Genomic DNA, 24,997 nt, shown 5'->3' with positions numbered 1-24,997 from the left:
TTGCTATCCTATAGCCCCATCTCGATCTTAAAATATCCTCGCTTAAACACGATCAAACAGGTTCTGCATGACGCGTTATATCTTCGTCACAGGCGGTGTTGTGTCCTCATTGGGCAAAGGCATCGCATCCGCTTCTTTGGCTGCTATTTTGGAAGCCAGAGGGCTTAAAGTAACTATGTTGAAATTGGACCCGTATATTAACGTGGATCCAGGGACAATGAGCCCAATTCAGCATGGTGAGGTTTTTGTTACTGAGGATGGTGCAGAAACTGACCTAGACTTGGGCCACTACGAGCGTTTCATCCGCACAACGATGACTAAACGTAATAACTTTACTGCTGGTCGTATCTATCAGCATGTTTTACGTAAAGAGCGTCGTGGTGATTACCTAGGTGGAACGGTTCAGGTTATTCCGCACATCACAGATGAAATTAAGCGTCGTGTAATCGAAGGCGCTGGTGATGCTGACGTTGCCCTAGTAGAAATTGGTGGTACTGTTGGTGATATTGAATCACTACCATTTATGGAAGCAGTACGTCAGCTGAAAGCTGAACTTGGTTCCGCTCGTGCGATGTTTATGCACCTGACGCTTGTTCCATACATTGCCACAGCTGGCGAAATCAAAACTAAGCCGTCACAGCACTCAGTAAAAGAGCTGCGTTCTATCGGTATTCAGCCAGATATTTTGGTTTGTCGTTCTGATTTCCCACTTCCAGACTCTTCTCGTCGTAAGCTGTCGTTGTTTACTAACGTTGAAGAGCGTGCAGTAGTGTCGCTTCCTGATGCAGATACTATCTATAACATTCCTCGAATGCTGTCTGAGCAAGGCTTAGACGATATCGTAGTGGAACGTTTCCACTTAGAGTGTACAGAAGCAGATCTAGGTGAATGGGATCGTGTAGCAGATGCTCATCTTAACCCAGAAGGCGAAGTTAAAATCGCTATGGTGGGTAAGTACATGGAGCTGTTGGATGCCTACAAATCTCTTATCGAAGCGATCTCTCATGCGGGTATCGCATTGAAGAAAAAAGTTCGCATCGAATGTATCGACTCTGAGCGTATCGAACGTGAAGGTGTTGAAATTCTAGATGGCGCAAGTGCTGTTCTAGTACCAGGTGGTTTTGGTGAACGTGGTGTCGAAGGCAAAATCGCTGCTGTTCGCTATGCGCGTGAAAACAAAGTGCCATACCTAGGTATCTGTTTGGGTATGCAGGTTGCGGTTATTGAATTTGCTCGTCACGTAGCAGGCTTAGAAGATGCGACATCTTCCGAATTTAATAAAGATGCTGAACATCAGGTAATTGGTTTGATCACTGAGTGGGCTACCTCTGAAGGTGGTGTGGAAACCCGTGGCGAAGCTGATGATCTGGGCGGTACTATGCGCCTGGGTGCTCAAGTTTGTCATCTGGCAGAAGGTTCTACTGCTGCTCAAGCTTACGGTAATACTGAGATTACTGAGCGTCATCGCCATCGTTATGAAGTGAACAACAACTACGTTGAGCAACTGGAAAGCGCTGGTTTAAGAATTTCTGGCCGTTCTGTTGATGGTGAGCTCGTTGAAGTGGTTGAAGTTGCAGATCACCCTTGGTTTGTCGCTTGTCAGTTCCACCCAGAGTTCACATCCACCCCGCGTGATGGTCATGGCTTGTTCAAAGGCTTCATTCAAGCTGCATTAGATCAACAAGCTAAACAGTAAAACGAATTAAGGATTGGGGGCTTGATGCCCCCAGAACGTAAAATTTCTGGAGTTATTTCCCCATGGCACAGATCTCTGATATCAAAGCCCGCGAAGTACTGGATTCTCGTGGTAACCCAACAGTTGAAGCTGATGTAATTCTTGCATCTGGCGTGATTGGTTCTGCCTGTGCGCCTTCTGGTGCCTCAACGGGTTCTCGCGAAGCGCTTGAACTGCGTGATGGTGATAAAGGCCGTTACCTAGGTAAAGGCGTACAAAAAGCGGTTGCAGCGGTTAACGGTGTTATCCGTGAAGCGCTAACGGGCATGGATGTAACAGATCAGCGCGCGCTAGATAATAAAATGCTAGAGCTTGATGGTACTGAAAACAAAGAAAACCTAGGTGCAAACGCAATCCTAGCGGTATCTCTTGCAGCGGCAAAAGCAGCAGCTACAGAAAAAGGTATACCTCTATACGCTCACATTGCAGAGATTAACGGTACTCCAGGTCAGTTCTCTCTACCACTACCGATGATGAACATCCTTAACGGTGGTGAGCATGCGGATAACAACGTTGATATCCAAGAGTTCATGGTTCAGCCAGTAAACTTCGACAAGTTCTCTGAAGGCTTGCGTTGTGGTGCAGAAATTTTCCACGCACTAAAAGCTGTTCTAAAAGCAAAAGGCCTAAACACTGCGGTTGGTGATGAAGGTGGTTTTGCTCCAAATCTTGCATCGAACGAAGAAGCTTTGGTTGTTATTAAAGAAGCAATCGATAAAGCGGGTTACGAGCTAGGAAAAGATGTAACGCTAGCATTAGACTGCGCTGCATCTGAATTCTACAAAGAAGGTAAATACGACCTTTCCGGTGAAGGTAAAGTCTTTGATGCAGAAGGCTTCGGTGATTACCTTGCAGCACTAACTGAAAACTACCCAATTGTTTCCATCGAAGATGGTCTGGACGAGTCTGATTGGGATGGTTGGGCTTACCTAACTAAGAAAATTGGTGACAAAGTGCAGTTGGTTGGTGATGACTTGTTCGTAACTAACACGAAAATTCTGTCACGTGGTATCGAGCAGAGCATCGGTAACTCAATCCTGATCAAATTCAACCAGATTGGTTCTTTGTCTGAAACGCTAGACGCAATCAAAATGGCGAAAGATGCAGGCTTCACAGCGGTTATCTCTCACCGTTCTGGTGAAACTGAAGATACAACTATTGCAGATCTAGCAGTAGGTACAGCTGCAGGCCAGATTAAGACAGGTTCTCTATGCCGTTCTGACCGTGTAGCTAAGTACAACCGTCTTCTACGTATCGAAGAAGAGCTAGGTGACGGCGCAATCTACAACGGCCTTTCTGAAGTGAAAGGTCAGGGCTAAGCGTAGTACCCTACGTAATAGTCTGATATAAAAAGGGGGCTTAATGCCCCCTTTTTTACTTATAAGAAATCTATGTATCGCTGGTTGGTTGCCCTTATATTATTTTTGATACTCGGACTGCAGTACAGATTGTGGTTTGGGGAGGCAAACCTGCGCGATATTTGGGCTCTAAATGCCAAAATAGAACTGCAACAAGGCATTAATCAAGAGCTTAGTCAGCGGAATAGTGAGCTAGAAGCCGAAGTTCTAGATCTTAAAAAGGGTAATGCTGCTTTGGAAGAGCGGGCTCGTAGTGAGCTTGGTATGATCAAAGAAGATGAGTCCTTTTTCCAGCTGGTGGAACCCGCCTCAGAGAAGTAACCTTTTATGACATCCCTGCCTACAGAATTTACATATCTCAATGAAAAGCCTACTGGTTCTGCAGTGATCCGCAGTTGCCCAGAGGATTTTCAGGTTATCGAACAGCTAGGGTTTGAGCCTGAAGGATCAGGCGAACATGTGTTTCTTTATATTCGCAAATGCGGTGAAAATACTGATTGGGTTGCTAGGCAATTAGCAAATTTTGCCCAAATAAGCCCTAGAGATGTTAGTTATGCGGGTAAAAAAGATCGTCATGCTGTAACTGAACAATGGTTTTGTGCGAAATTCCCGATCAAGCGTAATTTGAATTGGAAGTTATTTGGTGGCGATAGCATAGAGGTTCTTAAAGCAGTTCGGCACCAAAGAAAGTTGCGTCTAGGTACTCTTCAGGGGAACCGCTTTAAATTGCGACTTCGCCAGATTACTAATATGAATGAACTGCAGCAGCGCGTAGATTATGTGGCTAAAGAGGGTGTACCCAACTATTTTGGCGAGCAACGGTTCGGTCGGGGCTATGGTAATTTAGATAAAGGGATCGCGCTGTTGCGCGGCGAATATCAGGAGCGGCAAAGAAATAAGAAGGGGATTTATATCTCTGCTGTTCGCTCTTGGGTATTTAATCAGGTTTTATCTCAAAGGTTAGATCAAGGCTTGTGGAATAGCATTCTTGATGGTGATGCATTTATGTTGGCAGGAAGCCAAAGCTGTTTTGTCGAAGATGAAGCGACCGATGAATTACAGCAACGTTTAACGGATAAAGAGATTAATCTTACCGGCCCAATGTGGGGCGGTGGAGATATGCTACCAAATGCTGCAGCTGAAAAATGGGAGCAAGAGCAGGTCGGACGCTGGTCTGAGGTCAGTGATTTGCTTGAAAATCTAACGTTAAAACAAGAGCGTAGATCTCTTCGATTGCTTCCCCAGCAGTTAGAAATTAATGTGATTAATGAGACTGAATGTTGGCTTGAATTTGGCCTGCCTTCAGGGGCATTTGCAACCAGTGTATTGCGGGAGCTCTGCAATGTTACCCAGCCTGAAAGTAATGAGGGATAAATGAAGATACTGATCTCTAATGATGATGGTGTCTATGCACCAGGCCTTGCTGCTTTAGCAAGAGCCTTAGCCGAGGTTGGAGAAATTCTGGTGGTTGCCCCAGACCGTAATCGTAGTGGTGCAAGTAATTCGTTAACGTTGGATCGTCCACTAGAAGCCTTTGAACATGAAAATGGCTTTATTGGGATTAACGGTACTCCAACGGATTGTGTGCATTTAGGTAGTTCAGGTGTATTCGGTTTTGAGCCAGATATTGTTGTTTCTGGGATCAATGCTGGCCCTAATTTAGGCGATGATGTTATCTACTCTGGGACGGTTGCTGCAGCAATGGAAGGGCGCCATCTGCGATTCCCTGCCATTGCTATATCTTCTGGAGAGTTTCATCCGGCGCATTACGACTCTGCGGCTCAAGTTGCTCGAGAGTTGGTCGAAAATATACAGTATCTAAATGTAGCTCCTCGTACAGTTATTAATGTTAATGTTCCCGATTGCTCACAGAATGACTTTGCAGGTATTCATGTAACGAGACTGGGTCATAGAACCTGTGCTGGTAAACCTATCGCAACAGAAGACCCTCGTGGCAAAACTCGATATTGGATTGCTGGAGCGGGTCCTGCCGCTGATGCAGGCCCTGGAACAGATTTTTACGCATTAAAAGAACAATGTGTTTCTATTACACCCTTGCATGCAGATATGACGCAATATTCGGGCATGGATAATGTGGGTGATTGGTTGGAGAATAATTTTTGAACGATCAGCAATTACGCGGAATAGGAATGACTTCGCAGCGAACAAGGGATCGTTTGATTAATCGATTAAGAGATCAGGGAATCCAGGACGAGAGTGTTCTGGATGTGATGAGAAATACACCAAGGCATATTTTTATTGATGAAGCCTTGGCTCATAGGGCATATGAAGACACGGCTCTGCCAATTGGTTATAACCAGACTATTTCGCAACCGTTCATCGTTGCGAAAATGACAGAGGTGCTTTTGTCAGAAGGCCCTTTGCAAAAAGTCCTAGAAGTGGGGACTGGTTCTGGTTATCAAACTTCGATTTTAGCGCCATTGGTTGGTCAGTTGTACAGTGTAGAGCGTATCAAACCGCTTCAGGATAAAGCGCGAGAGCGTTTGAAATTAATTGGTCTAAATAATGTACAGTTGAAGCATACAGATGGAGGCATGGGCTGGTCTGCGAAAGCACCTTATGATGGTATCTTAGCTGCTTGCGCACCAGAAACTGTGCCTGAAGAGTTAAAGCAGCAACTAGCAGTTGGTGGCCGCTTAATTATTCCTGTAGGTGGCAGTGATTCCCAAAAACTGAATCTTGTTATCAGATTATCTGAAGATGAGTTCAGTACTGAAATTTTAGATTGTGTGAAGTTTGTACCTTTGTTAAGTGGTACGGTGAGGTAGTAAGTTGAAGCAAGAAGGAAGAACGTGGCGCGACTATTTAGCATTGTCGGGCAAAGGGATGATGATGGGGGCTGCTGATGCGGTGCCAGGAGTATCGGGTGGCACGATTGCCTTCATGACAGGTATTTATGAAGAGCTTATTTACTCTTTGAAGCAGTTTGGGCCAGAAGCTTTATTTGTGTTGTTCAAACAAGGCCCTGTTGCAGCTTGGAAACATGTTAATGGCACTTTTTTGCTGACGCTTGTGTTAGGTATTTTCGTCAGCTTGGTGACCGTCGCAAAGGTAGTGCTCTTTTGGTTAGCTGAATATCCTGAGCTACTGTGGTCGTTCTTCTTTGGCCTGATTTTGGCTTCAGTATGGTCTGTCTGTAGGCATATAGAGCAGTGGGATAGTAATAGCTTTACCGCGTTTATCGCCGGAACTATTGCTGCCTATATGATTACTTCTATCTCTCCAACTTCAATAGAAGCTACGCCTTTGTTTATCTTTTTGGCTGGTATGGTGGCTATATGTGCCATGATTTTACCGGGTATCTCAGGTAGCTTTATTCTTCTATTGCTGGGTATGTACACACCTATCTTGATGGCAATCAAAAACATTGAGCTATTTACCTTAGGTGTTTTTGCTGCAGGCTGTGCTGTTGGACTATTGAGCTTTTCTCGGGTTTTAAGTTGGATGTTTAGTTCATTTAAAACAACGACTTTAGCTTTGTTAGGCGGTTTTATGCTGGGCTCTCTTAATAAAGTATGGCCGTGGAAGTATACAACTGCTTACACCATCAATAGGCATGGTGAACAGGTACCTTTAGTGCAGGAGAATATTTCGCCGTTCTCGTTTGAGTCTATGACTGGGCAACCTTCATTTGTTGTATATGCTGTTGGTTTAATGATTGTTGGCGCTGCAGCTGTATTGTTGATTGAGCGAATGGGTCGGAGGTCAGAGGGCTAGAGGCTGGGTATAGTTCAATGGGCTTGAAGGGTTATCTGTTACTGTGTTGCTCATTTCTGCTGGTTGCATGTGGAGGGAAGACCTATGCGCCAGTAAGCGATCGTTCGGTACCTGTTTCTGCTCAGCCTCAACCTAACCAATATCAAGTTCGTAAAGGTGATACTTTGTATTCTATCGCTTTTAGATATGGGATGGATTATCGGGAATTAGCTAAAAGGAATGGTATATCCAGTAATTACAATATTTATCCTGGTCAGAAACTGAGTTTGAAGCCTGTACCGAAAAGCACTGTTTCAGAATCGATTGTACGCGATGCTTCCATCGTTGCGCCAAAGCCGACAATTGTTTCTAGTCGACAAAAAACGACAAATAAACCTCAGAGTACCGCTCCAAAAGTTGCTGCTGAGCCGGTAACTAAGCCTATAGCTACTGCAAAAGCTGAACCACAAAAAGTGGTAGTCAAACCTGCCCCTAAAGCTAAAACCAAGCCCCAAAAAGTTGTTGTTGGTCCAATTAAATGGGGATGGCCTGCTTCCGGTAAGATCGTATCTACGTTTAAAACAAAGGGAACAGTTAATAAAGGTATTAACATCGCTTCCGCTTATGGGGCTAAGGTCACGGCTGCGGCTAAAGGCCGAGTTGTCTATGCTGGAAGTGGTTTATTAGGTTATGGTAATTTAGTTATCGTTGACCATAATCAGCAGTTTTTAAGCGCTTATGCACATAATAGTCGTGTTTTAGTCAAAGAAAATGATATGGTTGAGAAAGGCCAGAAAATTGCGGAAATGGGAAATTCCGGTACAGATCGCGTGATGCTCCATTTTGAGATACGTCGTGATGGTAAGCCGGTAAACCCTCTTCGATATCTGCCGAAACAATAATTATAAGAAAACATAAGAATAAAAATAACTAATAAACGCGTGATAGCACTGATTGGTTAAGGGAACGGGCAATGGAAAATATCGATAATAACTGCAAAACGGATGTGCAGGATATCGCTGTTGAAAGCGAAGAGCTGACAGAGGAAACTCATGATGAGGATACAGAAGGAACGCCTCAGAAAGAAGAGCCTGAGTTTCTAAATAGTGGTCGTGGGCGCGGTAGTATGGCTCATAAAGACCTTCTTAATGCCAAAAACTTGGATGCAACCCAACTTTACTTGAATGAAATAGGCTTCTCGCCGCTATTGAGCGCGGAAGAAGAGGTGTATTTCTCTCGTCGTGCCCTTAAAGGGGACGAAGCAGCGCGTAAGCGCATGATCGAAAGTAATCTACGCTTAGTCGTTAAAATTGCGCGTAGATATATCAATCGCGGTTTAACTCTTCTCGATCTCATAGAAGAGGGGAATTTAGGGTTAATTCGTGCCGTAGAGAAATTTGATCCAGAAAGGGGATTCCGTTTCTCTACTTATGCAACTTGGTGGATTCGACAAACAATTGAACGTGCGATTATGAATCAGACTCGTACCATTCGATTACCTATCCATGTTGTTAAAGAGCTGAATGTATATTTACGAGCTGCAAGAGAGCTAGCGCAAAAGTTAGATCATGAGCCTTCACCGGAAGAAATTGCTGAACTAGTAGACAAGCCGGTTGAAAATGTTGAGCGGATGTTAGGCCTGAATGAGCGTGTAAGTTCTGTTGATACGCCAATGGGTAAAGATTCGGATAAGTCTTTGCTTGATACGATCCCTGATGCAGTTTCTTCTGATCCGGCAACGTTACTACAAAATTCAAATATCAGTGGTAACCTGGATAAATGGCTAGATGCACTGCCTGAAAAACATGCAGAAGTGTTATCTCGTCGATTTGGTCTCAGGGGTTATGAAATGAGCACGTTGGAAGAAGTTGGGCGGGAAATCGGCCTAACACGTGAGCGTGTTCGTCAAATTCAAGTTGAAGCTTTGCGTAAGTTGCGTGATATCGTTGAGAAAAATGGTTTGAGCGGAGAGGATTTACTACAGCAGTAAACTCAAGTTCACTCATAAAAAAACCGCCAATTGGCGGTTTTTTTATGAGTGAACCTTAAACAAGTTCTTTGAGTTTATAGAGAAAATCTAGCGCTTCTCTTGGAGAGAGGTCGTCGGGGGATATTTTCTTTAGCTCTTTCAGAGCTTTCGGTTCCGGTGCGGCGAACATATCATTCTGAACTGGAGGTGGTGGCGTGCTTAATTGAGCGCTAACTGCTACATCTTGTTCGAGTTGCATTAACTTGGATTTTGCTTGTTGAATCACAGGCAAAGGAACACCAGCCAGTTGTGCGACTTGCAACCCATAGCTCTGACTTGCAGGCCCTTCTTTAACTTCATGTAGGAAAACGATGTGATCGTTGTGCTCTACAGCGGTTAAGTGCACATTGAAAACCGAATTAGCCTGATCAGGCAAACTAGTTAATTCAAAATAGTGAGTTGCAAACAGAGTAAAGGCCTTAGTTTCCCTAGCAAGATTGTCTGCGCAGGCCCAAGCGAGAGATAAGCCATCAAATGTACTTGTACCGCGGCCTACTTCATCCATCAATACTAGGCTGCGTTCTGTCGCGTTATGCATGATGTTGGCGGTTTCGGTCATCTCAACCATGAAAGTTGATCGTCCACCTGCTAGATCATCAGATGATCCCATTCGGGTGAAGATGCGATCAACAATGCCAATTGTTGCAGCTGAAGCTGGAACATAACTACCAATATGCGCAAGTAGGGTAATTAGCGCTGCTTGGCGCATATAGGTAGATTTACCGCCCATGTTCGGACCTGTAATAACGAGCATCTTGCGCTCAGTGTCCAAGTCTAAATCGTTGGCTACGAAAGGCTCTGTTAATACAGTTTCCACTACGGGGTGTCGGCCACGCTGTATTTTGATCTGCGGTGTATCTGTCAGTGTCGGTGGAACGTAATCTAGCGTAGTGGCACGCTCTGCAAGGTTAGCGAGTACATCTAGCTCTGCAATAGCGGAAGCTGAATCTTGTAGATCAGCCAGCTCTTCAGCAATGGTTTCTATCAGGGATTCGTAAAGCGCCTTTTCACGGGTGAGTGCTCGGCTTTTTGCTGATAGTGCCTTGTCTTCGAACTCTTTTAGCTCTGGCGTAATATAACGTTCAGCATTCTTAAGTGTTTGGCGGCGAATATATTCAGCCGGCAATTCGGCATTTTGTGCCTTGCCTATCTCAATAAAATAACCGTGTACGCGGTTATAACCTACTTTCAAAGTGGCAATACCGGTACGATCCCGCTCTTTCTGTTCTAACTCTAGTAAGTAAGCTCCAGCGTTTTCGCTAATGCCGCGTAATTCATCGAGTTCTGCATCGTAACCATCAGCTATAACACCGCCTTCACGAATGACTACCGGCGGGTTTTCTATTACCGCTTTGGTTAGCAGCTCTGCCAAGTTTGGAAATTCTGAAATCTGCTCAGATAATTCGTTCACTAACGGGGCATTGGCTGCTTCGATTTGCTGCTGAAGCAAAGGTAAGGAGTTAAGAGATGTTTTTAATCGTTCCAAATCGCGCGGGCGTGCTGATCTAAGTGCAATACGGGCTAAAATGCGCTCGCTATCACCAATGAGTTTGAGAGTGCTTTGGACCGTTTCGAAGTGATAGTTATCAATCAACCACTGAATCGAGGCTTGACGTGCACATAGCGTTGCTCTGTCTTGAATCGGACGGTGAAGCCAGCGTCTTAGCAGGCGGCTTCCCATAGGTGTGCGACATTTATCAATGACTTTGGCGAGTGTATTATCAAATCCGCCAGATAAATTTTGATCAAGTTCAAGGTTTTTACGCGTAGCCGCATCCAAAGCTACGCAGTCATTATGTTGTTCAATCTGAATGCGCCTGATATGAGGTAGTGAAGTGCGCTGGGTTTCTTTCGCATACTGTAATAAGCAACCCGCAGCAGTTGTTGCGACCGCTAGATGATCGCAACCAAAACCACTCAAATCTTTAACTTTAAATTGTTGGCATAACAGATCGTTGGCAGTATCTGCTTCAAAGTGCCAAGGGGATTGCGGGCGCAGGCCTTTGCGTTGGCTTAATACGTCATGTAGCTGGCTATCTTCATTGAAGAGCGTTTCAGAGGGGCGTAAGCGCTCAAGTTCACTCATAAGCGTGTCTTGATTATCAATTTCCATCAGGCTAAAACGACCCGAAGCGATATCTACAATAGCCAATCCATAAGTGTCGCTAGACTGATTAATAGCTACCAGTAAGTTATCTCTATTTTCATCAAGAAGTGCTTCATCACTTACGGTGCCTGGTGTGATGATTCGCGCAACTGCTCGCTCTACAGGTCCTTTGCTGGTGGCTGGGTCTCCTACTTGCTCGCATATAACTACGGATTCACCTGCGCGAACAATTTTACCAACATAGTTCTCCGCAGCATGGTAAGGGATGCCCGCCATAGGGATAGGCTCGCCGCCAGATTTGCCGCGGGCGGTAAGAGATATGTCTAACAGATCCGCCGCTTTTTTTGCATCGTCATAAAACAGCTCATAGAAGTCACCCATCCGATAAAACACCAATTGATCAGGGTGTTGTGCTTTGATGCGTAGGTATTGCTGCATCATTGGAGTGTGGGTAGTCGCTGCTTGTTTGGTCATAGAGATATTAATTACTAAATGATGAAATAAAGAGTTGTTACGCAAACTTAATTTCAGGCATTGTACGGTAAATAAAGCGGCTTAAATAGTTTGAATAGGGTGGATCGGTATGCAATTACCACTGACGGATATCGCTGAAAAATTACAGGCCAAAAAAATTTTTATCGCAACAGCCGAATCATGTACAGGTGGTTGGATTGCCCAGGAGGTAACAGCAATCCCTGGTAGTTCCGCTTGGTTTGATTGTGGCTTTGTTACATACAGTAATATGTCTAAGCAAAAGATGCTTGGGGTATCAAAAGATACGTTGGAACAATGCGGAGCAGTGTCGGCCGAGGTAGTAGCTCAAATGGCGGAAGGTGCACTCGAGAATAGTGAGGCGCATATATCTGTTGCGACCAGTGGTATTGCAGGGCCAGGTGGTGGAAGTAAAGAGAAGCCGGTAGGTACTGTATGGTTTGCTTGGGCTGAGCAAGGTAAATCAGTTAAAACAAAAAAATACTGTTTTGAAGGTGATCGTGAATCAGTTCGAAAACAAGCAGTTAGCGTAGCGTTAGAAGGGATTTTGCAGAACTTATCTGATTGAGGGTTGCAATCCGGAAAACTTGTGAAATAATACTGTCCATACATACAGTGTTTTGCGCAGTGCAAGATGCGCACAATATGAATTTAGAGAAAGTAGGGTCGAAGATGGACGCAAATCGCAAAAAAGCATTAGACGCAGCGTTAGGTCAAATTGAAAGGCAGTTTGGTAAAGGCGCAGTGATGCGTATGGGGGATCAGCCTCGTGAAGCGATTCCATCTGTTTCTACTGGTTCCCTTGGTCTAGATATCGCGCTTGGTATAGGCGGATTGCCGTATGGTCGTATTGTTGAGATCTATGGTCCTGAGTCATCTGGTAAAACAACACTGACATTACAGGTTGTTGCTGAAGCTCAGAAGCAGGGTAAAACTTGTGCCTTTGTTGATGCTGAGCATGCACTAGACCCTATTTATGCAGAGAAGCTAGGTGTAGATGTAGATAGTCTTCTGGTTTCACAGCCGGATACAGGTGAGCAGGCGCTAGAAATTACAGATATGCTAGTTCGCTCTAACGCAGTTGATGTAATTATCGTCGACTCTGTAGCTGCTTTGACGCCGAAGGCAGAGATCGAAGGTGATATGGGGGATTCCCATGTTGGTCTTCAGGCTCGTTTGATGTCTCAGGCGCTACGTAAGTTGACGGGTAATGTAAAGAGCTCTAACTGCTTGTTGGTATTCATTAACCAAATTCGTATGAAGATTGGGGTTATGTTTGGTAACCCTGAGACTACAACGGGTGGTAATGCGCTTAAATTCTATTCATCTGTTCGTCTAGACATCCGCCGTACTGGTGCGGTTAAGAAAGGTGATGAGGTCGTTGGTAACGAGACGCGCGTGAAGGTTGTGAAGAACAAAGTTTCACCGCCGTTCCGTCAGGCTGAGTTCCAGATTATGTATGGTGAAGGTATCTACCATATGGGTGAAGTTATCGACCTAGGTGTTAAAGAAGGTTTGGTTGATAAGTCGGGTGCTTGGTATGCCTACAATGGCGATAAGATTGGTCAAGGTAAGGCCAATGCATCTAAATTCTTGGAAGAAAACCCTGAGATTGCGAATGAAATTGAAACAGAACTTCGTAATCGCTTGCTTTCGACGCCTGCACCGAAAGAAGATGACGCTGAAGATAAAACTGAAAGCCTAGATCTAATTTAAGGCGCTAAGTTAGCACAGTAAAACCTCCGTCTATAGATGGAGGTTTTTTCGTTTAAAGAGGATTGGTTATGGATGGAAGTCCTAATAAAGAGGCGTGGAACAAGGCAATTCAGTTACTGTCACGGCGCGAATATTCTTATAAAGAACTAAGCCAGAAGCTGGCCCGTAGTATTGAGGGGACGGATCTAGATAGCGTCTTGCAAAGTCTAGAAGAGGACGGGTACTTATCTGATCAACGCTTTTGTGAAAGCTTTGTGCGAATGAGAGTGGGGCAAGGGCATGGTCTTATTAGAATTCGATTTGATTTAAAACAGAAAGGCATAGCTCCGGAATTGCTTGTTAGTTGCTTAGAGAGTTTAGATATAGATTGGTTTGTCAAAGCTGAGGAGCTTTATCGGCGTAAATATAGAGAGCCTCTAGCGGATAAAGACTTTAAAGAGCGCAGTAAGCGCATGCGCTTTATGAGTCAGCGCGGATTTTCCATAGATGAGATTCAGTTTGCGATAGAGCAAGTTGCGAATGATGAATATTAAAATTTTATCGTTATATATTTCAAAGGGTTAGGTTTTTCTCTGCCTGCAGTTAAGTAGGTTTTTTCGTCGCAATACAGATAATCGCTACCTATCTTAATCTGAATTCAAACAGATTATTCTTTGTCTATTTAGCATGAATAGGCCCATTTCTGAAAAAGATTCGAACAATTTTCGCTCACGATATATAATGTCGCGCCCATAATTTGTGGTGATTTTGCGCTGTTGGTAGGCAAGTGAGGCTTGCCGATGGCTTTACCAGAATGGATACGCATACGGTTCATCTAATGAAATATATGACAAGTGCCGAGATTCGTCAGGCTTTTCTAGATTACTTTAACCAGCAAGGACATGAGGTTGTAGCAAGTAGCTCCCTTATCCCTGCTAATGATCCTACCCTGATGTTTACAAATGCGGGGATGGTACAGTTCAAAGATGTGTTCTTGGGCACAGATAAGCGCAATTACACACGAGCGACAAGCTCGCAGCGATGCGTGCGTGCTGGTGGTAAGCACAATGACCTTGAAAACGTAGGTTATACAGCGCGTCACCATACTTTCTTTGAAATGCTTGGAAACTTTAGTTTCGGTGATTATTTCAAGAAAGATGCAATCAACTTTGCTTGGACGTTTCTGACTGAAACGCTAGGCCTTCCAAAAGAGCGCCTGTGGGTGACGGTTCACCATTCTGATGAAGAAGCTGAGCGTATTTGGAAAGAGGAAGTAGGCGTAGATCCAGAACGTTTTTCTAAACTAGATGAAGATAACTTCTGGTCAATGGGTGATACAGGCCCATGTGGTCCATGTACTGAAATCTTCTTTGATCATGGTGCTGACGTGTGGGGTGGTCCTCCAGGTAGCCCTGAAGAAGATGGTGATCGCTATATCGAAATTTGGAACGTTGTATTCATGCAATACAACCGTAGCGCTGATGGTGAAATGACACCACTTCCAAAGCCATCTGTTGATACAGGTATGGGCCTAGAGCGAATTGCGGCAGTTATGCAGAATGTTCACTCTAACTACGAAATTGATATGTTCCAGAATCTGTTGAAAGCCACTGCTGCGGCTGTTGGTACAACAGATATGGATAATAAATCGCTACGTGTAATTGCAGACCATATCCGTTCTTGTTCCTTCCTTATTGTTGATGGTGTGCTGCCATCAAACGAAGGTGCAGGTTATGTTTTACGTCGTATCATCCGTCGAGCAGTACGTCACGGTAACAAGCTAGGCGCAAAAGGTGCTTTCTTTAATCAGCTTGTAGCTGCGTTAGTGAAGGAGATGGGCGAAGCTTATCCTGAACTAGCTGAGAAGCAGGCTCAGGTTGAGCGTGTTCTTCTTAAAGAGGAAGAGCAGTTTGCGAAGACTCTTGATCACGGTATGCGTTTGTTGCAGGAAGCGATTGATAATCTGGATGGCACTGTTATTCCTGGTGAGACAGTATTTAAGCTATATGATACTTACGGTTTCCCGCATGACCTGACAGCGGATGTTGCGCGTGAGCATGAACTAACGATTGACGAAGAAGGCTTTGAGCGTGAGATGGAAGCTCAACGTGAGCGTGCTCGTGCAGCAGGCAAATTCTCTGTTGATTACAACGATGCTATCAAGCTGGATGGTGAAACTAGCTTCACCGGTTATGAAAACCTTGCAGGCGAAGCGTCTTCAGTGGTTGCCTTATTCAAAGAAGGCGAATCTGTAGATGAGCTTAAGGCAGGTGAAACTGGTTTAGTGGTTCTAGATGAAACGCCTTTCTATGCAGAATCCGGTGGTCAGGTTGGTGATACTGGTATGCTAGCAGGGGCTAACGGTTCTTTTGCAGTTAATAACTGTACTAAAGAGGGTAAAAACAACCTGCATCACGGCGCTGTCGAAAATGGTTCGGTGAAAGTGGGCGATAAGGTTGCTCCTCGAGTTGACTCTGAGCGTCGTCAGGCGATTGCGCTGAACCACTCTGCTACTCACTTATTGCACGAAGCGCTTCGCGTAGTTCTAGGTGAGCATGTACAACAGAAAGGTTCATTGAATGATGATCAGCGTCTGCGCTTTGACTTCTCTCATTTTGAAGCGGTAAGCGCTGAGCAGATCGCTGAAGTTGAGAAGATGGTTAACGATCAGATTCGTCTGAACACAGAAGTCGTAACAGAAATCATGGAAATTGAAGCTGCCAAAGAGAAAGGTGCAGCAGCTCTCTTCGGTGAAAAATACGATGATGTAGTGCGAGTGCTTTCGATGGGTGATGATTTCTCTATCGAGCTTTGTGGTGGTACTCATGCGAAGCGTACAGGTGACATTGGTCTGCTGAAAATTACGTCTGAAGGTGGTGTGGCTGCCGGTATCCGTCGTGTTGAAGCTGTAACCGGCCCTGTAGCGCTGGATTATTTTGCGGATCAAAAAGCGCAATTTGAACAGAAGCTGCAAGATCAACAAGCGAAGAATCGTCAGCTTGAAAAAGAGCTTGAACAGATGAAGGCTAAGTTAGCTGCTGCTAAGGGTGCTGATCTAATCAGTAATGCAGTGGAAGTTTCTGGCGTTAAAGTGCTAGCAGCTCAGCTTGAGGGTGTAGAGCCTAAAGCCTTGCGTGACACAATCGATCAGTTGAAAAACAAATTGGGCAGCGGTGTTGTTGTATTGGCTACAGTGTCTGATAACAAGATTGCTTTGGCTGCAGGTGTGACTAAAGACCTGACTGCTCAGGTTCGTGCTGGTGATTTGATTAAAGAGCTAACGGCTAAATTGGGCGGTAAAGGTGGTGGTCGTCCTGACTTTGCTCAGGGTGGCGGCACAGATCAAGCTGCTCTGCCTGTTACACTAGAGTCTGTAACAGCTCTAGTTGAGGCTGCTCTATAACGATTTAGGTGCACGCATGGCGCTTTTTGTTCAAAAATATGGTGGTACCTCTGTTGGAACTGTTGAACGTATAGAAGCAGTCGCAGATAAGGTGCAGGGTTTTAAGCAGCAAGGGCACGACGTCGTTGTTGCTGTATCTGCTATGAGTGGTGAGACGAATCGTCTCATCGCCTTAGCTAAAGATATACAGTCAAAACCTAATGCTCGTGAAATGGACGTGTTGGTCTCTACGGGAGAGCAAGTCACTATTGCTTTGCTTTGTATGGCATTAGAAAAGCGCGGTGTGCCTGCTCGTTCTTATACGGGCAGTCAGGTCAAAATTCTTACGGATAACTCGCATACCAAGGCTCGGATTCAGGATATAGAGGTTTCCTCTATAAAGTCTGATCTGGAGGCTGGGCGAGTCGTGGTTGTGGCGGGATTTCAGGGGGTAGACTCTGATGGCAATATCACCACGCTCGGTCGTGGCGGCTCTGACACAACGGGTGTTGCGCTAGCTGCGGCACTGAAAGCTGATGAGTGTCAAATCTATACTGACGTAGATGGTGTATATACTACCGATCCGCGTGTAGTATCGAGTGCTAAGCGTCTAGAGCAAATTACATTTGAAGAGATGCTCGAGATGGCGAGTCTTGGATCTAAAGTCTTGCAGATCCGTGCCGTTGAGTTTGCAGGAAAATATAAAGTGCCGTTGCGGGTTCTTTCTAGCTTTGAGGAAGGGCCAGGGACTCTAATTACCGTTGAGGGTGATTCAGCCGTGGAAAAGCCAGTTATTTCAGGTATCGCGTTTAATCGCGATGAAGCTAAGTTGACTGTAATGGGTGTGCCTGATGTTCCTGGGGTTGCATCAAAAATATTAGGGCCGATTAGTCAGGCAAATATTGAAGTTGATGTTATCGTGCAGAATGTTGCCGCTGATAATACAACGGATTTTACCTTTACGGTTCATCGTAACGATTATGATGCGGCTGAAGCGGTACTTGCAAAGGTGTCTGCTGAGCTGGGTGCTCGTGAAGTGGTTGGTGATAATCAGATTGCTAAAGTCTCTATTGTGGGCGTGGGTATGCGATCCCATGCTGGCGTAGCGAGTAAAATGTTTGATGCCTTAGCAGCTGAAAATATTAATATTCAAATGATTTCTACATCTGAGATTAAGGTCTCAGTTGTGATTGCTGAAAAGTATTTGGAGCTAGCGGTGCGCTCTCTGCACACTGCTTTTGATATGGATGTTGATGATTCGGTTAGTGAATAATCGATCATAATGGTTAATAGAAAAAGCTGGTCTATAGTTAGGTTAGCTGTTGTTGTATAGGCAGCGTTCTGGCAGGGATTTGGATGAATGCCAGTATGTGGTCTACCGTTTAGGTGGATTGGCCTGGGAAGTACTAAGGAGATTCTACACATGTTAATTCTTACTCGCCGTGTTGGCGAAACTCTTATGGTTGGTGACGATGTCACTGTTACTGTGCTTGGTGTTAAAGGTAATCAGGTACGAATTGGTGTTAATGCACCTAAAGATGTATCCGTGCATCGAGAAGAGATCTATCAGCGCATTCAGCGTGAAAAGGCCGAAGAAGGAAATAAAGCGTAATTTTTTTAAAACTTTGCTTTTCTTTTGATAATCACTTGGTTATAGTACGCGCCGTTGTTTAGGTGAGCTGGCCGAGTGGCTGAAGGCGCGCCCCTGCTAAGGGCGTATAGGAGAAATCCTATCGAGGGTTCGAATCCCTCGCTCACCGCCATTTTGATGTGCGCCCGTAGCTCAGCTGGATAGAGTACCTGGCTACGAACCAGGCGGTCAGAGGTTCGAATCCTCTCGGGCGCGCCACTCAAAAACAACGGTTTATTTTCTTGGATGCGCCCGTAGCTCAGCTGGATAGAGTACCTGGCTACGAACCAGGCGGTCAGAGGTTCGAATCCTCTCGGGCGCGCCACTCCAAAGAAAATTTCAGATATGCGCCCGTAGCTCAGCTGGATAGAGTACCTGGCTACGAACCAGGCGGTCAGAGGTTCGAATCCTCTCGGGCGCGCCATCTGTAACTCTACCTTCCTACACTTTATAATATTCGTCCTAATTATTTTTTGAGCTCGTTGCTATGAAGTTCTCTATTCGTTTGTTTCCAGAAATTACCATCAAAAGTCGCCCTGTACGTAAGCGTCTAATTCAGCGTTTGCAGAGCAATTTACAGAATATGACTCGTCGTATTGACGAGCAGATCAAAGTTAAAGGGCAGTGGGACAAGCTGGATGTAGAGTGCGCAGGTGCGAGTGCAGAGATTATCGCGCAGGTGGTAGATCTTTTAGGTCGTACGCCAGGAATTCATAGCTTTATCGAAGTGACTGAGTACCCGTTGGGTGATTTTCATGATGTTTACGAAAAAGCGCATGCTATCTACGCGGAGCAATTGAAAGGCAAAACTTTCAAAGTGCGTGTTAAACGCTCTGGTAAGCATGACTTTCGTTCTATTGATGTTGAGCGCTATGTTGGTGGTGGTTTGAATCAGCATGCGGAGACTGCGGGTGTGGATGTTCATAATCCAGAGGTTTATGTGGATCTTGAGATTCGTAACGATAGTCTTTATGTCGTAACGAATACCTACAAAGGTTTGGGTGGTTTTCCGCTAGGTACGCAAGATTCTACGCTTTCGCTTATTTCCGGTGGATTCGACTCCATTGTTGCTAGCTACATGTCTATGCGTCGGGGTTGTAAAACTCATTTTGTTTTCTTTAACTTGGGTGGTCATGCGCACGAAATTGGTGTGAAGCAGGTGTCTCTGTATTTATGGCAAAAATATGGCTCTTCTGCGCGAGTGAAGTTTATTACGATCCCTTTTGATGAAGTGATTGGTGAAATACTGCAATCTGTTCATCACTCCTATATGGGTGTCGTATTGAAACGCATGATGATGCGCGCCGGTGAGCAGATTGCAGATAAAATGAAGATTGACGCTTTGGTGACGGGTGAGAGTATTGCTCAGGTATCTAGTCAAACCTTACCTAATCTATCTATTATCGATGCAGCAACTGAAAAGCTGGTGGTGCGACCGCTGGTTACTATGGATAAGCAAGATATCATCGATATCACGCGTGAAATAGGTGCTTATGATTTTGCCAAAAATATGCCTGAATACTGTGGTGTAATATCTGATCGTCCAACGACCTGTGCTAAGAAAGATCGCGTAGAAGAGGAAGAGTCCGATTTTGACTTTGAAGTGCTTGAACGAGCGCTTGAGCGTCGTCAGGTGATCAGCATCGATGAAATTGAGGAAGATGTAAATATCCATGCTGAGGTTGAAGCATTAACTAAGGTTGCTGATAATCAGGTTGTTGTTGATATTCGAGCGCCGCATGAACAAGAGAAAAAGCCGCTGAATATTCCTGGCTGTGAAATCCAATTAATTCCGTTCTTTGCTTTAGGTGCGGCTGCTGATGAATTTGAAGAAGGTAAGGAATACCTTCTTTATTGTGAGAAGGGTGTTATGAGCCAAATGCATGCGCATCAAATGCAGGAGCGTGGCTTTAGTAATGTAAAAGTTTATCGCCCTGGAAAGAGTGAATAACACCATATTTCACTGAATATGGATCAAAGGTTGTAAGCAAATTTTGATCCATATCCTCCCTTTGACCGAAAAATCCCCTCTAATTATTGCCTGAAGTAGACTTTTCGGGTTTAATTATGGTCCATTTGCAACCAGTACATTCGTCAGTGAAAGCCTAATAATTAGGTGGCCAAAAGCCATATCTGACGTATGGGTTTCGATAAGTACAGGAGCATCCATTAAAATGGAAAATCTGCTATCAGAAGGCCTTGAATTAATGGTCTTTGGTATGGGCTTCGTTGTTGTCTTTCTTACTTTGTTGGTATTCGCTACTTCAGGAATGTCCAAAGTGGTAGGCAAGTTTTTTCCTGAAGCACCAGCGCAGCCAAAAGCAAAAAAGACTGCACCAGCGCCAGCTGGAAATAACAATGATGAGTTAATTGCTGTCATGACAGCTGCGGTTCACAAACACCGTTCGTAAATAAGAACGGCTCAATAACGAATAAATCTGCATTAATCGACAGAAGGCCATTACCCATGACCGACGCAAAGAAACCACTTGGCATTACCGACGTAGTTCTGCGTGACGCACACCAGTCGCTATTCGCTACGCGTATGCGAGTTGAAGACATGCTGCCGATCGCGGAAAAGCTAGATAAAGTAGGCTTTTGGTCCCTAGAAAGCTGGGGCGGCGCAACATTTGACTCATGTATTCGCTTTATCGGAGAAGATCCGTGGGAGCGTATCCGCTTGCTTAAAAAAGCAATGCCAAACACAAAACATCAGATGCTCCTGCGTGGACAAAACCTACTAGGTTACCGTCACTACGCTGATGATGTTGTAAACAAATTCTGTGAACGTGCTGCTGTTAACGGCGTAGACGTATTCCGTATCTTCGATGCGATGAACGATCCGCGTAACCTTGAAACTGCAATCAAAGCAGTTAAGGCAACAGGCAAGCACGCTCAAGGCACTATCTCTTACACTAAGAGTCCAGTTCACACGATCGATAACTGGGTTGCATATGCAAAAACTCTTGAAGATATGGGCGCTGATTCTATCAACATCAAGGATATGTCCGGTATCCTGACACCATACGATGCATTTGACCTAGTTTCTCGTCTGAAGGCTCAGACTGATCTAGAAGTTCAATTGCACGCTCACGCGACTTCTGGTTTGTCTGATATGACTATCCTTAAGTCTGTTGAAGCGGGTATCGACCGTGTTGATACTGCTATCTCTTCTATGTCTATGACATACGGCCATACGTCTACTGAATCTGTAGTAGCTGCGTTGGCTGGTACTGACCGTGATACTGGTTTAGATATCAATCTTCTAGAAGAGATTGCTGGCTACTTCCGTGAAGTACGTAAGAAGTACGCTAAATTTGAAGGTTCTCTACGTGGTACAGACTCTCGTATCCTAGTTGCTCAGGTACCTGGTGGCATGTTGACTAACATGGAAAACCAGCTGAAAGAGCAGGGTGCTGCAGATAAGTTCGATGAAGTACTAGCTGAGATCCCACGTGTGCGTGAAGACCTAGGTCTGATCCCACTAGTAACACCAACTTCTCAGATCGTTGGTACTCAGGCTGTAATCAACGTTCTAATGGGCGAGCGTTACAAAACTATCTCTAAAGAAGTTCAGGGTATTCTGAAAGGTGAGTACGGTGCAGCTCCTGCTCCTTACAATGCTGACCTTCAGGCTCGTGTATTGGATGGTGGTGAAGCAATCACTTGTCGTCCTGCTGATCTGCTTGAACCAGAAATGGACAAGTTGGTAGGCGAGCTGAAAGACCTCGCTGCTGAGAAAGGTATTGAGCTAACAGAAGGTGAGAACGAAATTGATGACGTTCTAACTTACGCTCTATTCCCTCAGGTTGGCTTGAAATTCCTTGAAAACCGTAACAATCCTGATGCATTTGAACCTGCACCTACATTAGAGGACGCACTAGCAATGGCTGCACCTAAAAACACTGGTCCACAGACTTACACTATCTCTGTTAACGGCCAAAACTACGTTGTACAAGTAACTGAAGGCGGTGATATTTCTGCTGTAGCTCCGGCTGCTGCTGCGGCTCCAGCTGCTGCTCCTGCAGGCGCTGGTGAAGACGTTCCAGCTCCATTGGCTGGTAACATTTGGAAAGTACAGGTTGCTCCAGGTCAGGCTGTTCAAGAAGGTGACGTTCTAGTAATTCTTGAAGCGATGAAGATGGAAACAGAAGTACGTGCTGCACGCGCTGGTACTGTTTCTACTGTAGAAGTTAATGAAGGTGACGCTGTACAGGTTGGCGACACTCTATTGACTCTAGCGTAAGGTATTGTTTGATGGATAAGCTAATCGAACTGTTTCTTGCCTCTGGTGCTTATAACATCAGTGGTGGTCAGATCGTAATGATTTTGGTTGGCCTTTTGCTTCTGTTCTTGGCCATCAAAAAGAATTTCGAACCGCTACTGCTTGTGCCAATCGGTTTCGGTGGCATCATGGCGAACATTCCGGAAGCGGGCTTAGCGTATACAGCTGTAGAAAATGCTGTGCACTTTGCTGTTCCGGAGGTGATGAATGGTTTGGCGTCTGCGCTAAATATCACTAGCACTGATCCAAAAGAAATTTTGAATGCCTACCACAACACGGCTTCAGCTGCTCAGATTCAAGATGCAATCAACGTAGCTAAAGACGGTGGTTATGCGAATGGCATGCTGTATAACTTCTATAGCGTAGCAATTGGCTCTACAGCCGCTCCGCTGTTGATCTTCATGGGTGTTGGTGCAATGACAGACTTTGGTCCGTTATTGGCTAACCCACGTACCCTCTTCTTGGGTGCGGCTGCTCAGTTCGGCATCTTCGCAACTGTACTAGGTGCGGTTGCAATGTCTTCTATGGGCATCATGGACTTCAACATCCAAGAAGCTGCAGCGATCGGTATCATCGGTGGTGCTGATGGCCCAACTGCAATCTATGTAACTAGTTTGCTAGCTCCACACCTATTGGGTGCAATTGCGGTAGCTGCATACTCTTACATGGCGCTAGTACCTCTGATTCAGCCACCAATTATGCGTGCGTTGACTACAGAAGCTGAGCGTAAGATCCAGATGAGCCAGTTACGTCACGTAACTAAGCTTGAGAAGATTCTGTTCCCAATCGTACTATTGATCCTAGTAGCGCTATTGCTTCCAGATGCAGCACCTCTGTTGGGTATGTTCTGTTTCGGTAACTTGATGCGTGAGTGTGGTGTAGTAGATCGTCTTAGCGATACTGCTCAGAATGCTCTGATCAACATTGTTACAATCTTCTTGGGTCTATCTGTAGGTTCTAAACTTTCTGCTGATAAGTTCCTAGATCTTGAAACGCTAGGCATCATGGCGCTAGGTATCGTTGCATTCTGTATTGGTACAGCTGCTGGTGTGATCATGGCTAAGATTATGAACAAGATGATGGGTGGCAATGCGATCAACCCACTAATCGGTTCAGCGGGTGTATCTGCGGTACCTATGGCTGCACGTGTATCTAACAAGATCGGTCTTGAGTATAACTCTCAAAACTTCTTGTTGATGCATGCTATGGGTCCAAACGTTGCTGGTGTAATCGGTTCTGCGATTGCAGCGGGCGTAATGATCAAGTTCGTAAGCTAATTATTAGCTTGTATTACTAAAAAAGGCTGCCATTGGCAGCCTTTTTTGTTTCTGTTAGGAGGGTGCTCCAGCTCCAACCTCTAGCCTAATGTCCGGCGAATACTTCTAAATGAGCTTGTACGCTGAATGCCAAAGATACAGGGTTGTAACCACCTTCTAGAACTGAAACAACACGGTTTTGGCTGTAAGTGCGAGCTGCGTCTAGGAGTAACTGAGTAACCCAGCGATAATCTTCCTCATTGAGTTTAATATCCGCCATAGGGTCTTCATGATGAGCGTCAAAACCTGCAGAGATAATGATCATATCTGGCTTATGAGCTTGGATGGCAGGTAGCCAGCGCGACTCAACAAGTTTGCGGAATACCATGCCGTCGCTATGAGCATCCATAGGGCAGTTAATGATGTGGTCGCGCACAAAGTCACAGTAACGCTCTGGATAGAAAGGATGCTGGAATGTTGAGCAAACTAGCACTTCTGGCCTGTCTTTAAAGATATCTACGGTGCCGTTGCCTTGGTGTACGTCGAAATCAAAGATAGCAACGCGTTCTATTCCTGGCTGCTGTAAAGCATGCATTGCTGCAATGGCTGCATTGTTATAAAAGCAAAATCCCATCGCATTGTTATGCTCGGCATGATGGCCAGGTGGGCGCGTAGCACAAAAAGCGTTTTTAGATTTGCCGCTAATTACCCTGTTTACTGCCATAACGGCAGAGCCTGCGGCTAAACTGGCTGCATGTAAGGAGTGAGGACAAAGGGCTGTATCTTCGTCGGTATACACAACGCCTTGTTCTGGTAGCTTCATCTCCAAACGTTTTTGGTGGAGGTGAGCGTGGGCGAGTTGTACTTGTTCAGGTAAAACGTGTACCGATTGGATTCGTTCAAGATCCTGCATCAGGCCTGTCTTTTCTAGTACCTTTTGGATGGCAACTAGGCGAATTGGGCTTTCAGGGTGTTCTGGGCCCATGTTGTGTAGGCCGCAATCTTCATGAGTGATAAATGCAGTAGTCATAAGTACGCTTTTTTATAAGTTTTGTTTAGTTTACCTGAAACCCAAAAAGCAGGATCTCATTACATCGTCTCAATACCTCAAGCCTACACCTTAGAGTTAGATTTTTCTTGATCTGGATCATTAGTGTTTACATGCCCTCAGGATAGGATGGTTGTCACAGCATAGAACTGTCTTGGCATCGAGTGTTCACCCTACACCCGGTGCTTTTTTTTGTTTGCAGGAAATGCTTTTGTCATATCGAATAGGCTTTTATACTTCAAATATCCTTTTTGCGTATATGG

21 protein-coding genes and 4 tRNA genes are annotated in these 24,997 nt (G+C 45.0%); 23 read left to right on the top strand and 2 right to left on the bottom strand.

What is annotated here, in order from left to right; all coding sequences use genetic code 11:
* The first annotated feature begins 67 nt into the window (after positions 1-67).
* The 9 genes from ACMXYS_RS14770 (at position 68) to rpoS (ending at position 8,800) form a co-directional block, all read left to right on the top strand.
* Positions 68-1,696, top strand: coding sequence for a CTP synthase (locus tag ACMXYS_RS14770; protein WP_415882437.1), 1,629 nt, complete (start codon positions 68-70; stop codon positions 1,694-1,696).
* Between the two features lie 62 nt (positions 1,697-1,758).
* Positions 1,759-3,054, top strand: a complete 1,296-nt coding sequence (gene eno / locus ACMXYS_RS14765; RefSeq protein WP_415882436.1) for a phosphopyruvate hydratase — start codon at positions 1,759-1,761, stop codon at positions 3,052-3,054.
* 129 nt (positions 3,055-3,183) lie between these two features.
* Positions 3,184-3,414, top strand: a complete 231-nt coding sequence (locus ACMXYS_RS14760) for a septum formation initiator family protein (protein WP_415882435.1) — start codon at positions 3,184-3,186, stop codon at positions 3,412-3,414.
* A 6-nt stretch (positions 3,415-3,420) separates the two neighbouring features.
* The gene (truD, locus tag ACMXYS_RS14755) at positions 3,421-4,467 is read left to right on the top strand and encodes a tRNA pseudouridine(13) synthase TruD (protein WP_415896976.1); all 1,047 of its coding nucleotides are present in this window, start codon (positions 3,421-3,423) and stop codon (positions 4,465-4,467) included.
* Positions 4,468-5,217, top strand: coding sequence for a 5'/3'-nucleotidase SurE (gene surE / locus ACMXYS_RS14750; RefSeq protein WP_415882433.1), 750 nt, complete (start codon positions 4,468-4,470; stop codon positions 5,215-5,217).
* A 26-nt stretch (positions 5,218-5,243) separates the two neighbouring features.
* Positions 5,244-5,882 (top strand): protein-L-isoaspartate(D-aspartate) O-methyltransferase, encoded by a 639-nt coding sequence (locus ACMXYS_RS14745; RefSeq protein ID WP_415884683.1) that lies wholly within the window; start codon positions 5,244-5,246, stop codon positions 5,880-5,882.
* A 4-nt stretch (positions 5,883-5,886) separates the two neighbouring features.
* The gene (locus ACMXYS_RS14740; RefSeq protein WP_415882432.1) at positions 5,887-6,831 is read left to right on the top strand and encodes a DUF368 domain-containing protein; all 945 of its coding nucleotides are present in this window, start codon (positions 5,887-5,889) and stop codon (positions 6,829-6,831) included.
* Positions 6,832-6,848: 17 nt separating this feature from the next.
* Entirely contained in the window at positions 6,849-7,712 is an 864-nt protein-coding gene (locus tag ACMXYS_RS14735; RefSeq protein WP_415896975.1) for a peptidoglycan DD-metalloendopeptidase family protein, read from the top strand.
* Between the two features lie 71 nt (positions 7,713-7,783).
* Positions 7,784-8,800, top strand: coding sequence for an RNA polymerase sigma factor RpoS (gene rpoS / locus ACMXYS_RS14730; RefSeq protein WP_415882430.1), 1,017 nt, complete (start codon positions 7,784-7,786; stop codon positions 8,798-8,800).
* A gap of 55 nt (positions 8,801-8,855) precedes the next feature.
* On the opposite strand, the gene mutS is transcribed toward rpoS, so the two are convergent.
* Positions 8,856-11,420 (bottom strand): DNA mismatch repair protein MutS, encoded by a 2,565-nt coding sequence (mutS, locus tag ACMXYS_RS14725; protein ID WP_415896974.1) that lies wholly within the window; start codon positions 11,418-11,420, stop codon positions 8,856-8,858.
* Between the two features lie 109 nt (positions 11,421-11,529).
* On the opposite strand from mutS, the gene pncC reads away from it, so the two are divergent.
* The 14 genes from pncC to ACMXYS_RS14655 all read left to right on the top strand — a co-directional run bounded on the left by pncC (position 11,530) and on the right by ACMXYS_RS14655 (position 23,707).
* Positions 11,530-12,006, top strand: a complete 477-nt coding sequence (pncC, locus tag ACMXYS_RS14720; protein ID WP_415896973.1) for a nicotinamide-nucleotide amidase — start codon at positions 11,530-11,532, stop codon at positions 12,004-12,006.
* A gap of 104 nt (positions 12,007-12,110) precedes the next feature.
* Complete coding sequence (gene recA / locus ACMXYS_RS14715) at positions 12,111-13,154, top strand: recombinase RecA (protein WP_415882421.1); 1,044 nt, start codon at positions 12,111-12,113, stop codon at positions 13,152-13,154.
* Between the two features lie 68 nt (positions 13,155-13,222).
* A complete protein-coding gene (locus ACMXYS_RS14710; protein ID WP_415896972.1) occupies positions 13,223-13,687 on the top strand; it encodes a regulatory protein RecX in 465 nt (154 codons plus the stop codon).
* A gap of 293 nt (positions 13,688-13,980) precedes the next feature.
* Positions 13,981-16,536 (top strand): alanine--tRNA ligase, encoded by a 2,556-nt coding sequence (alaS, locus tag ACMXYS_RS14705; protein ID WP_415898261.1) that lies wholly within the window; start codon positions 13,981-13,983, stop codon positions 16,534-16,536.
* Between the two features lie 16 nt (positions 16,537-16,552).
* A complete protein-coding gene (locus tag ACMXYS_RS14700) occupies positions 16,553-17,788 on the top strand; it encodes an aspartate kinase (protein WP_415882419.1) in 1,236 nt (411 codons plus the stop codon).
* A 150-nt stretch (positions 17,789-17,938) separates the two neighbouring features.
* Positions 17,939-18,127: a carbon storage regulator CsrA gene (gene csrA / locus ACMXYS_RS14695; protein ID WP_415882418.1), complete on the top strand. Its 189-nt coding sequence runs from the start codon at positions 17,939-17,941 to the stop codon at positions 18,125-18,127.
* Positions 18,128-18,188: 61 nt separating this feature from the next.
* A tRNA-Ser gene (locus ACMXYS_RS14690) sits at positions 18,189-18,278 on the top strand.
* A 9-nt stretch (positions 18,279-18,287) separates the two neighbouring features.
* Positions 18,288-18,364 (top strand) — tRNA-Arg (locus ACMXYS_RS14685).
* Positions 18,365-18,393: 29 nt separating this feature from the next.
* Positions 18,394-18,470: transfer RNA gene (locus tag ACMXYS_RS14680), tRNA-Arg, on the top strand.
* 22 nt (positions 18,471-18,492) lie between these two features.
* Positions 18,493-18,569: transfer RNA gene (locus ACMXYS_RS14675), tRNA-Arg, on the top strand.
* Between the two features lie 63 nt (positions 18,570-18,632).
* A complete protein-coding gene (thiI, locus tag ACMXYS_RS14670; RefSeq protein ID WP_415882417.1) occupies positions 18,633-20,096 on the top strand; it encodes a tRNA uracil 4-sulfurtransferase ThiI in 1,464 nt (487 codons plus the stop codon).
* A gap of 223 nt (positions 20,097-20,319) precedes the next feature.
* The gene (locus ACMXYS_RS14665) at positions 20,320-20,556 is read left to right on the top strand and encodes an OadG family protein (RefSeq protein WP_415882415.1); all 237 of its coding nucleotides are present in this window, start codon (positions 20,320-20,322) and stop codon (positions 20,554-20,556) included.
* Between the two features lie 56 nt (positions 20,557-20,612).
* The gene (gene oadA / locus ACMXYS_RS14660) at positions 20,613-22,391 is read left to right on the top strand and encodes a sodium-extruding oxaloacetate decarboxylase subunit alpha (RefSeq protein ID WP_415882414.1); all 1,779 of its coding nucleotides are present in this window, start codon (positions 20,613-20,615) and stop codon (positions 22,389-22,391) included.
* An 11-nt stretch (positions 22,392-22,402) separates the two neighbouring features.
* Positions 22,403-23,707, top strand: a complete 1,305-nt coding sequence (locus ACMXYS_RS14655) for a sodium ion-translocating decarboxylase subunit beta (RefSeq protein ID WP_415882413.1) — start codon at positions 22,403-22,405, stop codon at positions 23,705-23,707.
* Between the two features lie 85 nt (positions 23,708-23,792).
* Here the strand turns inward: ACMXYS_RS14655 and ACMXYS_RS14650 are convergent, their stop codons facing one another.
* The gene (locus tag ACMXYS_RS14650; RefSeq protein ID WP_415882412.1) at positions 23,793-24,716 is read right to left on the bottom strand and encodes a histone deacetylase family protein; all 924 of its coding nucleotides are present in this window, start codon (positions 24,714-24,716) and stop codon (positions 23,793-23,795) included.
* Positions 24,717-24,997: the final 281 nt, after the last annotated feature.

This window comes from Neptuniibacter sp. QD57_21 (assembly GCF_047778075.1).
Lineage (GTDB): Bacteria > Pseudomonadota > Gammaproteobacteria > Pseudomonadales > Balneatricaceae > Neptuniibacter.
The sequence above is the reverse complement of the archived record's forward strand: the minus strand, read 5'-3'. Positions and strand labels throughout refer to the sequence as shown.

Excerpts from the sequence above, each read along its gene's own strand:
- ACMXYS_RS14655 (WP_415882413.1), top strand. The coding sequence starts at position 22,403 with ATGGATAAGCTAATCGAACTGTTTCTTGCCTCTGGTGCTTATAACATC.
- recA (WP_415882421.1), top strand. The coding sequence starts at position 12,111 with ATGGACGCAAATCGCAAAAAAGCATTAGACGCAGCGTTAGGTCAAATT.
- mutS (WP_415896974.1), bottom strand. The coding sequence starts at position 11,420 with ATGACCAAACAAGCAGCGACTACCCACACTCCAATGATGCAGCAATAC.
- alaS (WP_415898261.1), top strand. The coding sequence starts at position 13,981 with ATGACAAGTGCCGAGATTCGTCAGGCTTTTCTAGATTACTTTAACCAG.
- ACMXYS_RS14735 (WP_415896975.1), top strand. The coding sequence starts at position 6,849 with ATGGGCTTGAAGGGTTATCTGTTACTGTGTTGCTCATTTCTGCTGGTT.
- csrA (WP_415882418.1), top strand. The coding sequence starts at position 17,939 with ATGTTAATTCTTACTCGCCGTGTTGGCGAAACTCTTATGGTTGGTGAC.
- ACMXYS_RS14700 (WP_415882419.1), top strand. The coding sequence starts at position 16,553 with ATGGCGCTTTTTGTTCAAAAATATGGTGGTACCTCTGTTGGAACTGTT.
- rpoS (WP_415882430.1), top strand. The coding sequence starts at position 7,784 with ATGGAAAATATCGATAATAACTGCAAAACGGATGTGCAGGATATCGCT.
- surE (WP_415882433.1), top strand. The coding sequence starts at position 4,468 with ATGAAGATACTGATCTCTAATGATGATGGTGTCTATGCACCAGGCCTT.
- pncC (WP_415896973.1), top strand. The coding sequence starts at position 11,530 with ATGCAATTACCACTGACGGATATCGCTGAAAAATTACAGGCCAAAAAA.
- ACMXYS_RS14745 (WP_415884683.1), top strand. The coding sequence starts at position 5,244 with ATGACTTCGCAGCGAACAAGGGATCGTTTGATTAATCGATTAAGAGAT.
- truD (WP_415896976.1), top strand. The coding sequence starts at position 3,421 with ATGACATCCCTGCCTACAGAATTTACATATCTCAATGAAAAGCCTACT.
- ACMXYS_RS14650 (WP_415882412.1), bottom strand. The coding sequence starts at position 24,716 with ATGACTACTGCATTTATCACTCATGAAGATTGCGGCCTACACAACATG.
- ACMXYS_RS14710 (WP_415896972.1), top strand. The coding sequence starts at position 13,223 with ATGGATGGAAGTCCTAATAAAGAGGCGTGGAACAAGGCAATTCAGTTA.
- eno (WP_415882436.1), top strand. The coding sequence starts at position 1,759 with ATGGCACAGATCTCTGATATCAAAGCCCGCGAAGTACTGGATTCTCGT.
- oadA (WP_415882414.1), top strand. The coding sequence starts at position 20,613 with ATGACCGACGCAAAGAAACCACTTGGCATTACCGACGTAGTTCTGCGT.
- ACMXYS_RS14770 (WP_415882437.1), top strand. The coding sequence starts at position 68 with ATGACGCGTTATATCTTCGTCACAGGCGGTGTTGTGTCCTCATTGGGC.
- thiI (WP_415882417.1), top strand. The coding sequence starts at position 18,633 with ATGAAGTTCTCTATTCGTTTGTTTCCAGAAATTACCATCAAAAGTCGC.
- ACMXYS_RS14665 (WP_415882415.1), top strand. The coding sequence starts at position 20,320 with ATGGAAAATCTGCTATCAGAAGGCCTTGAATTAATGGTCTTTGGTATG.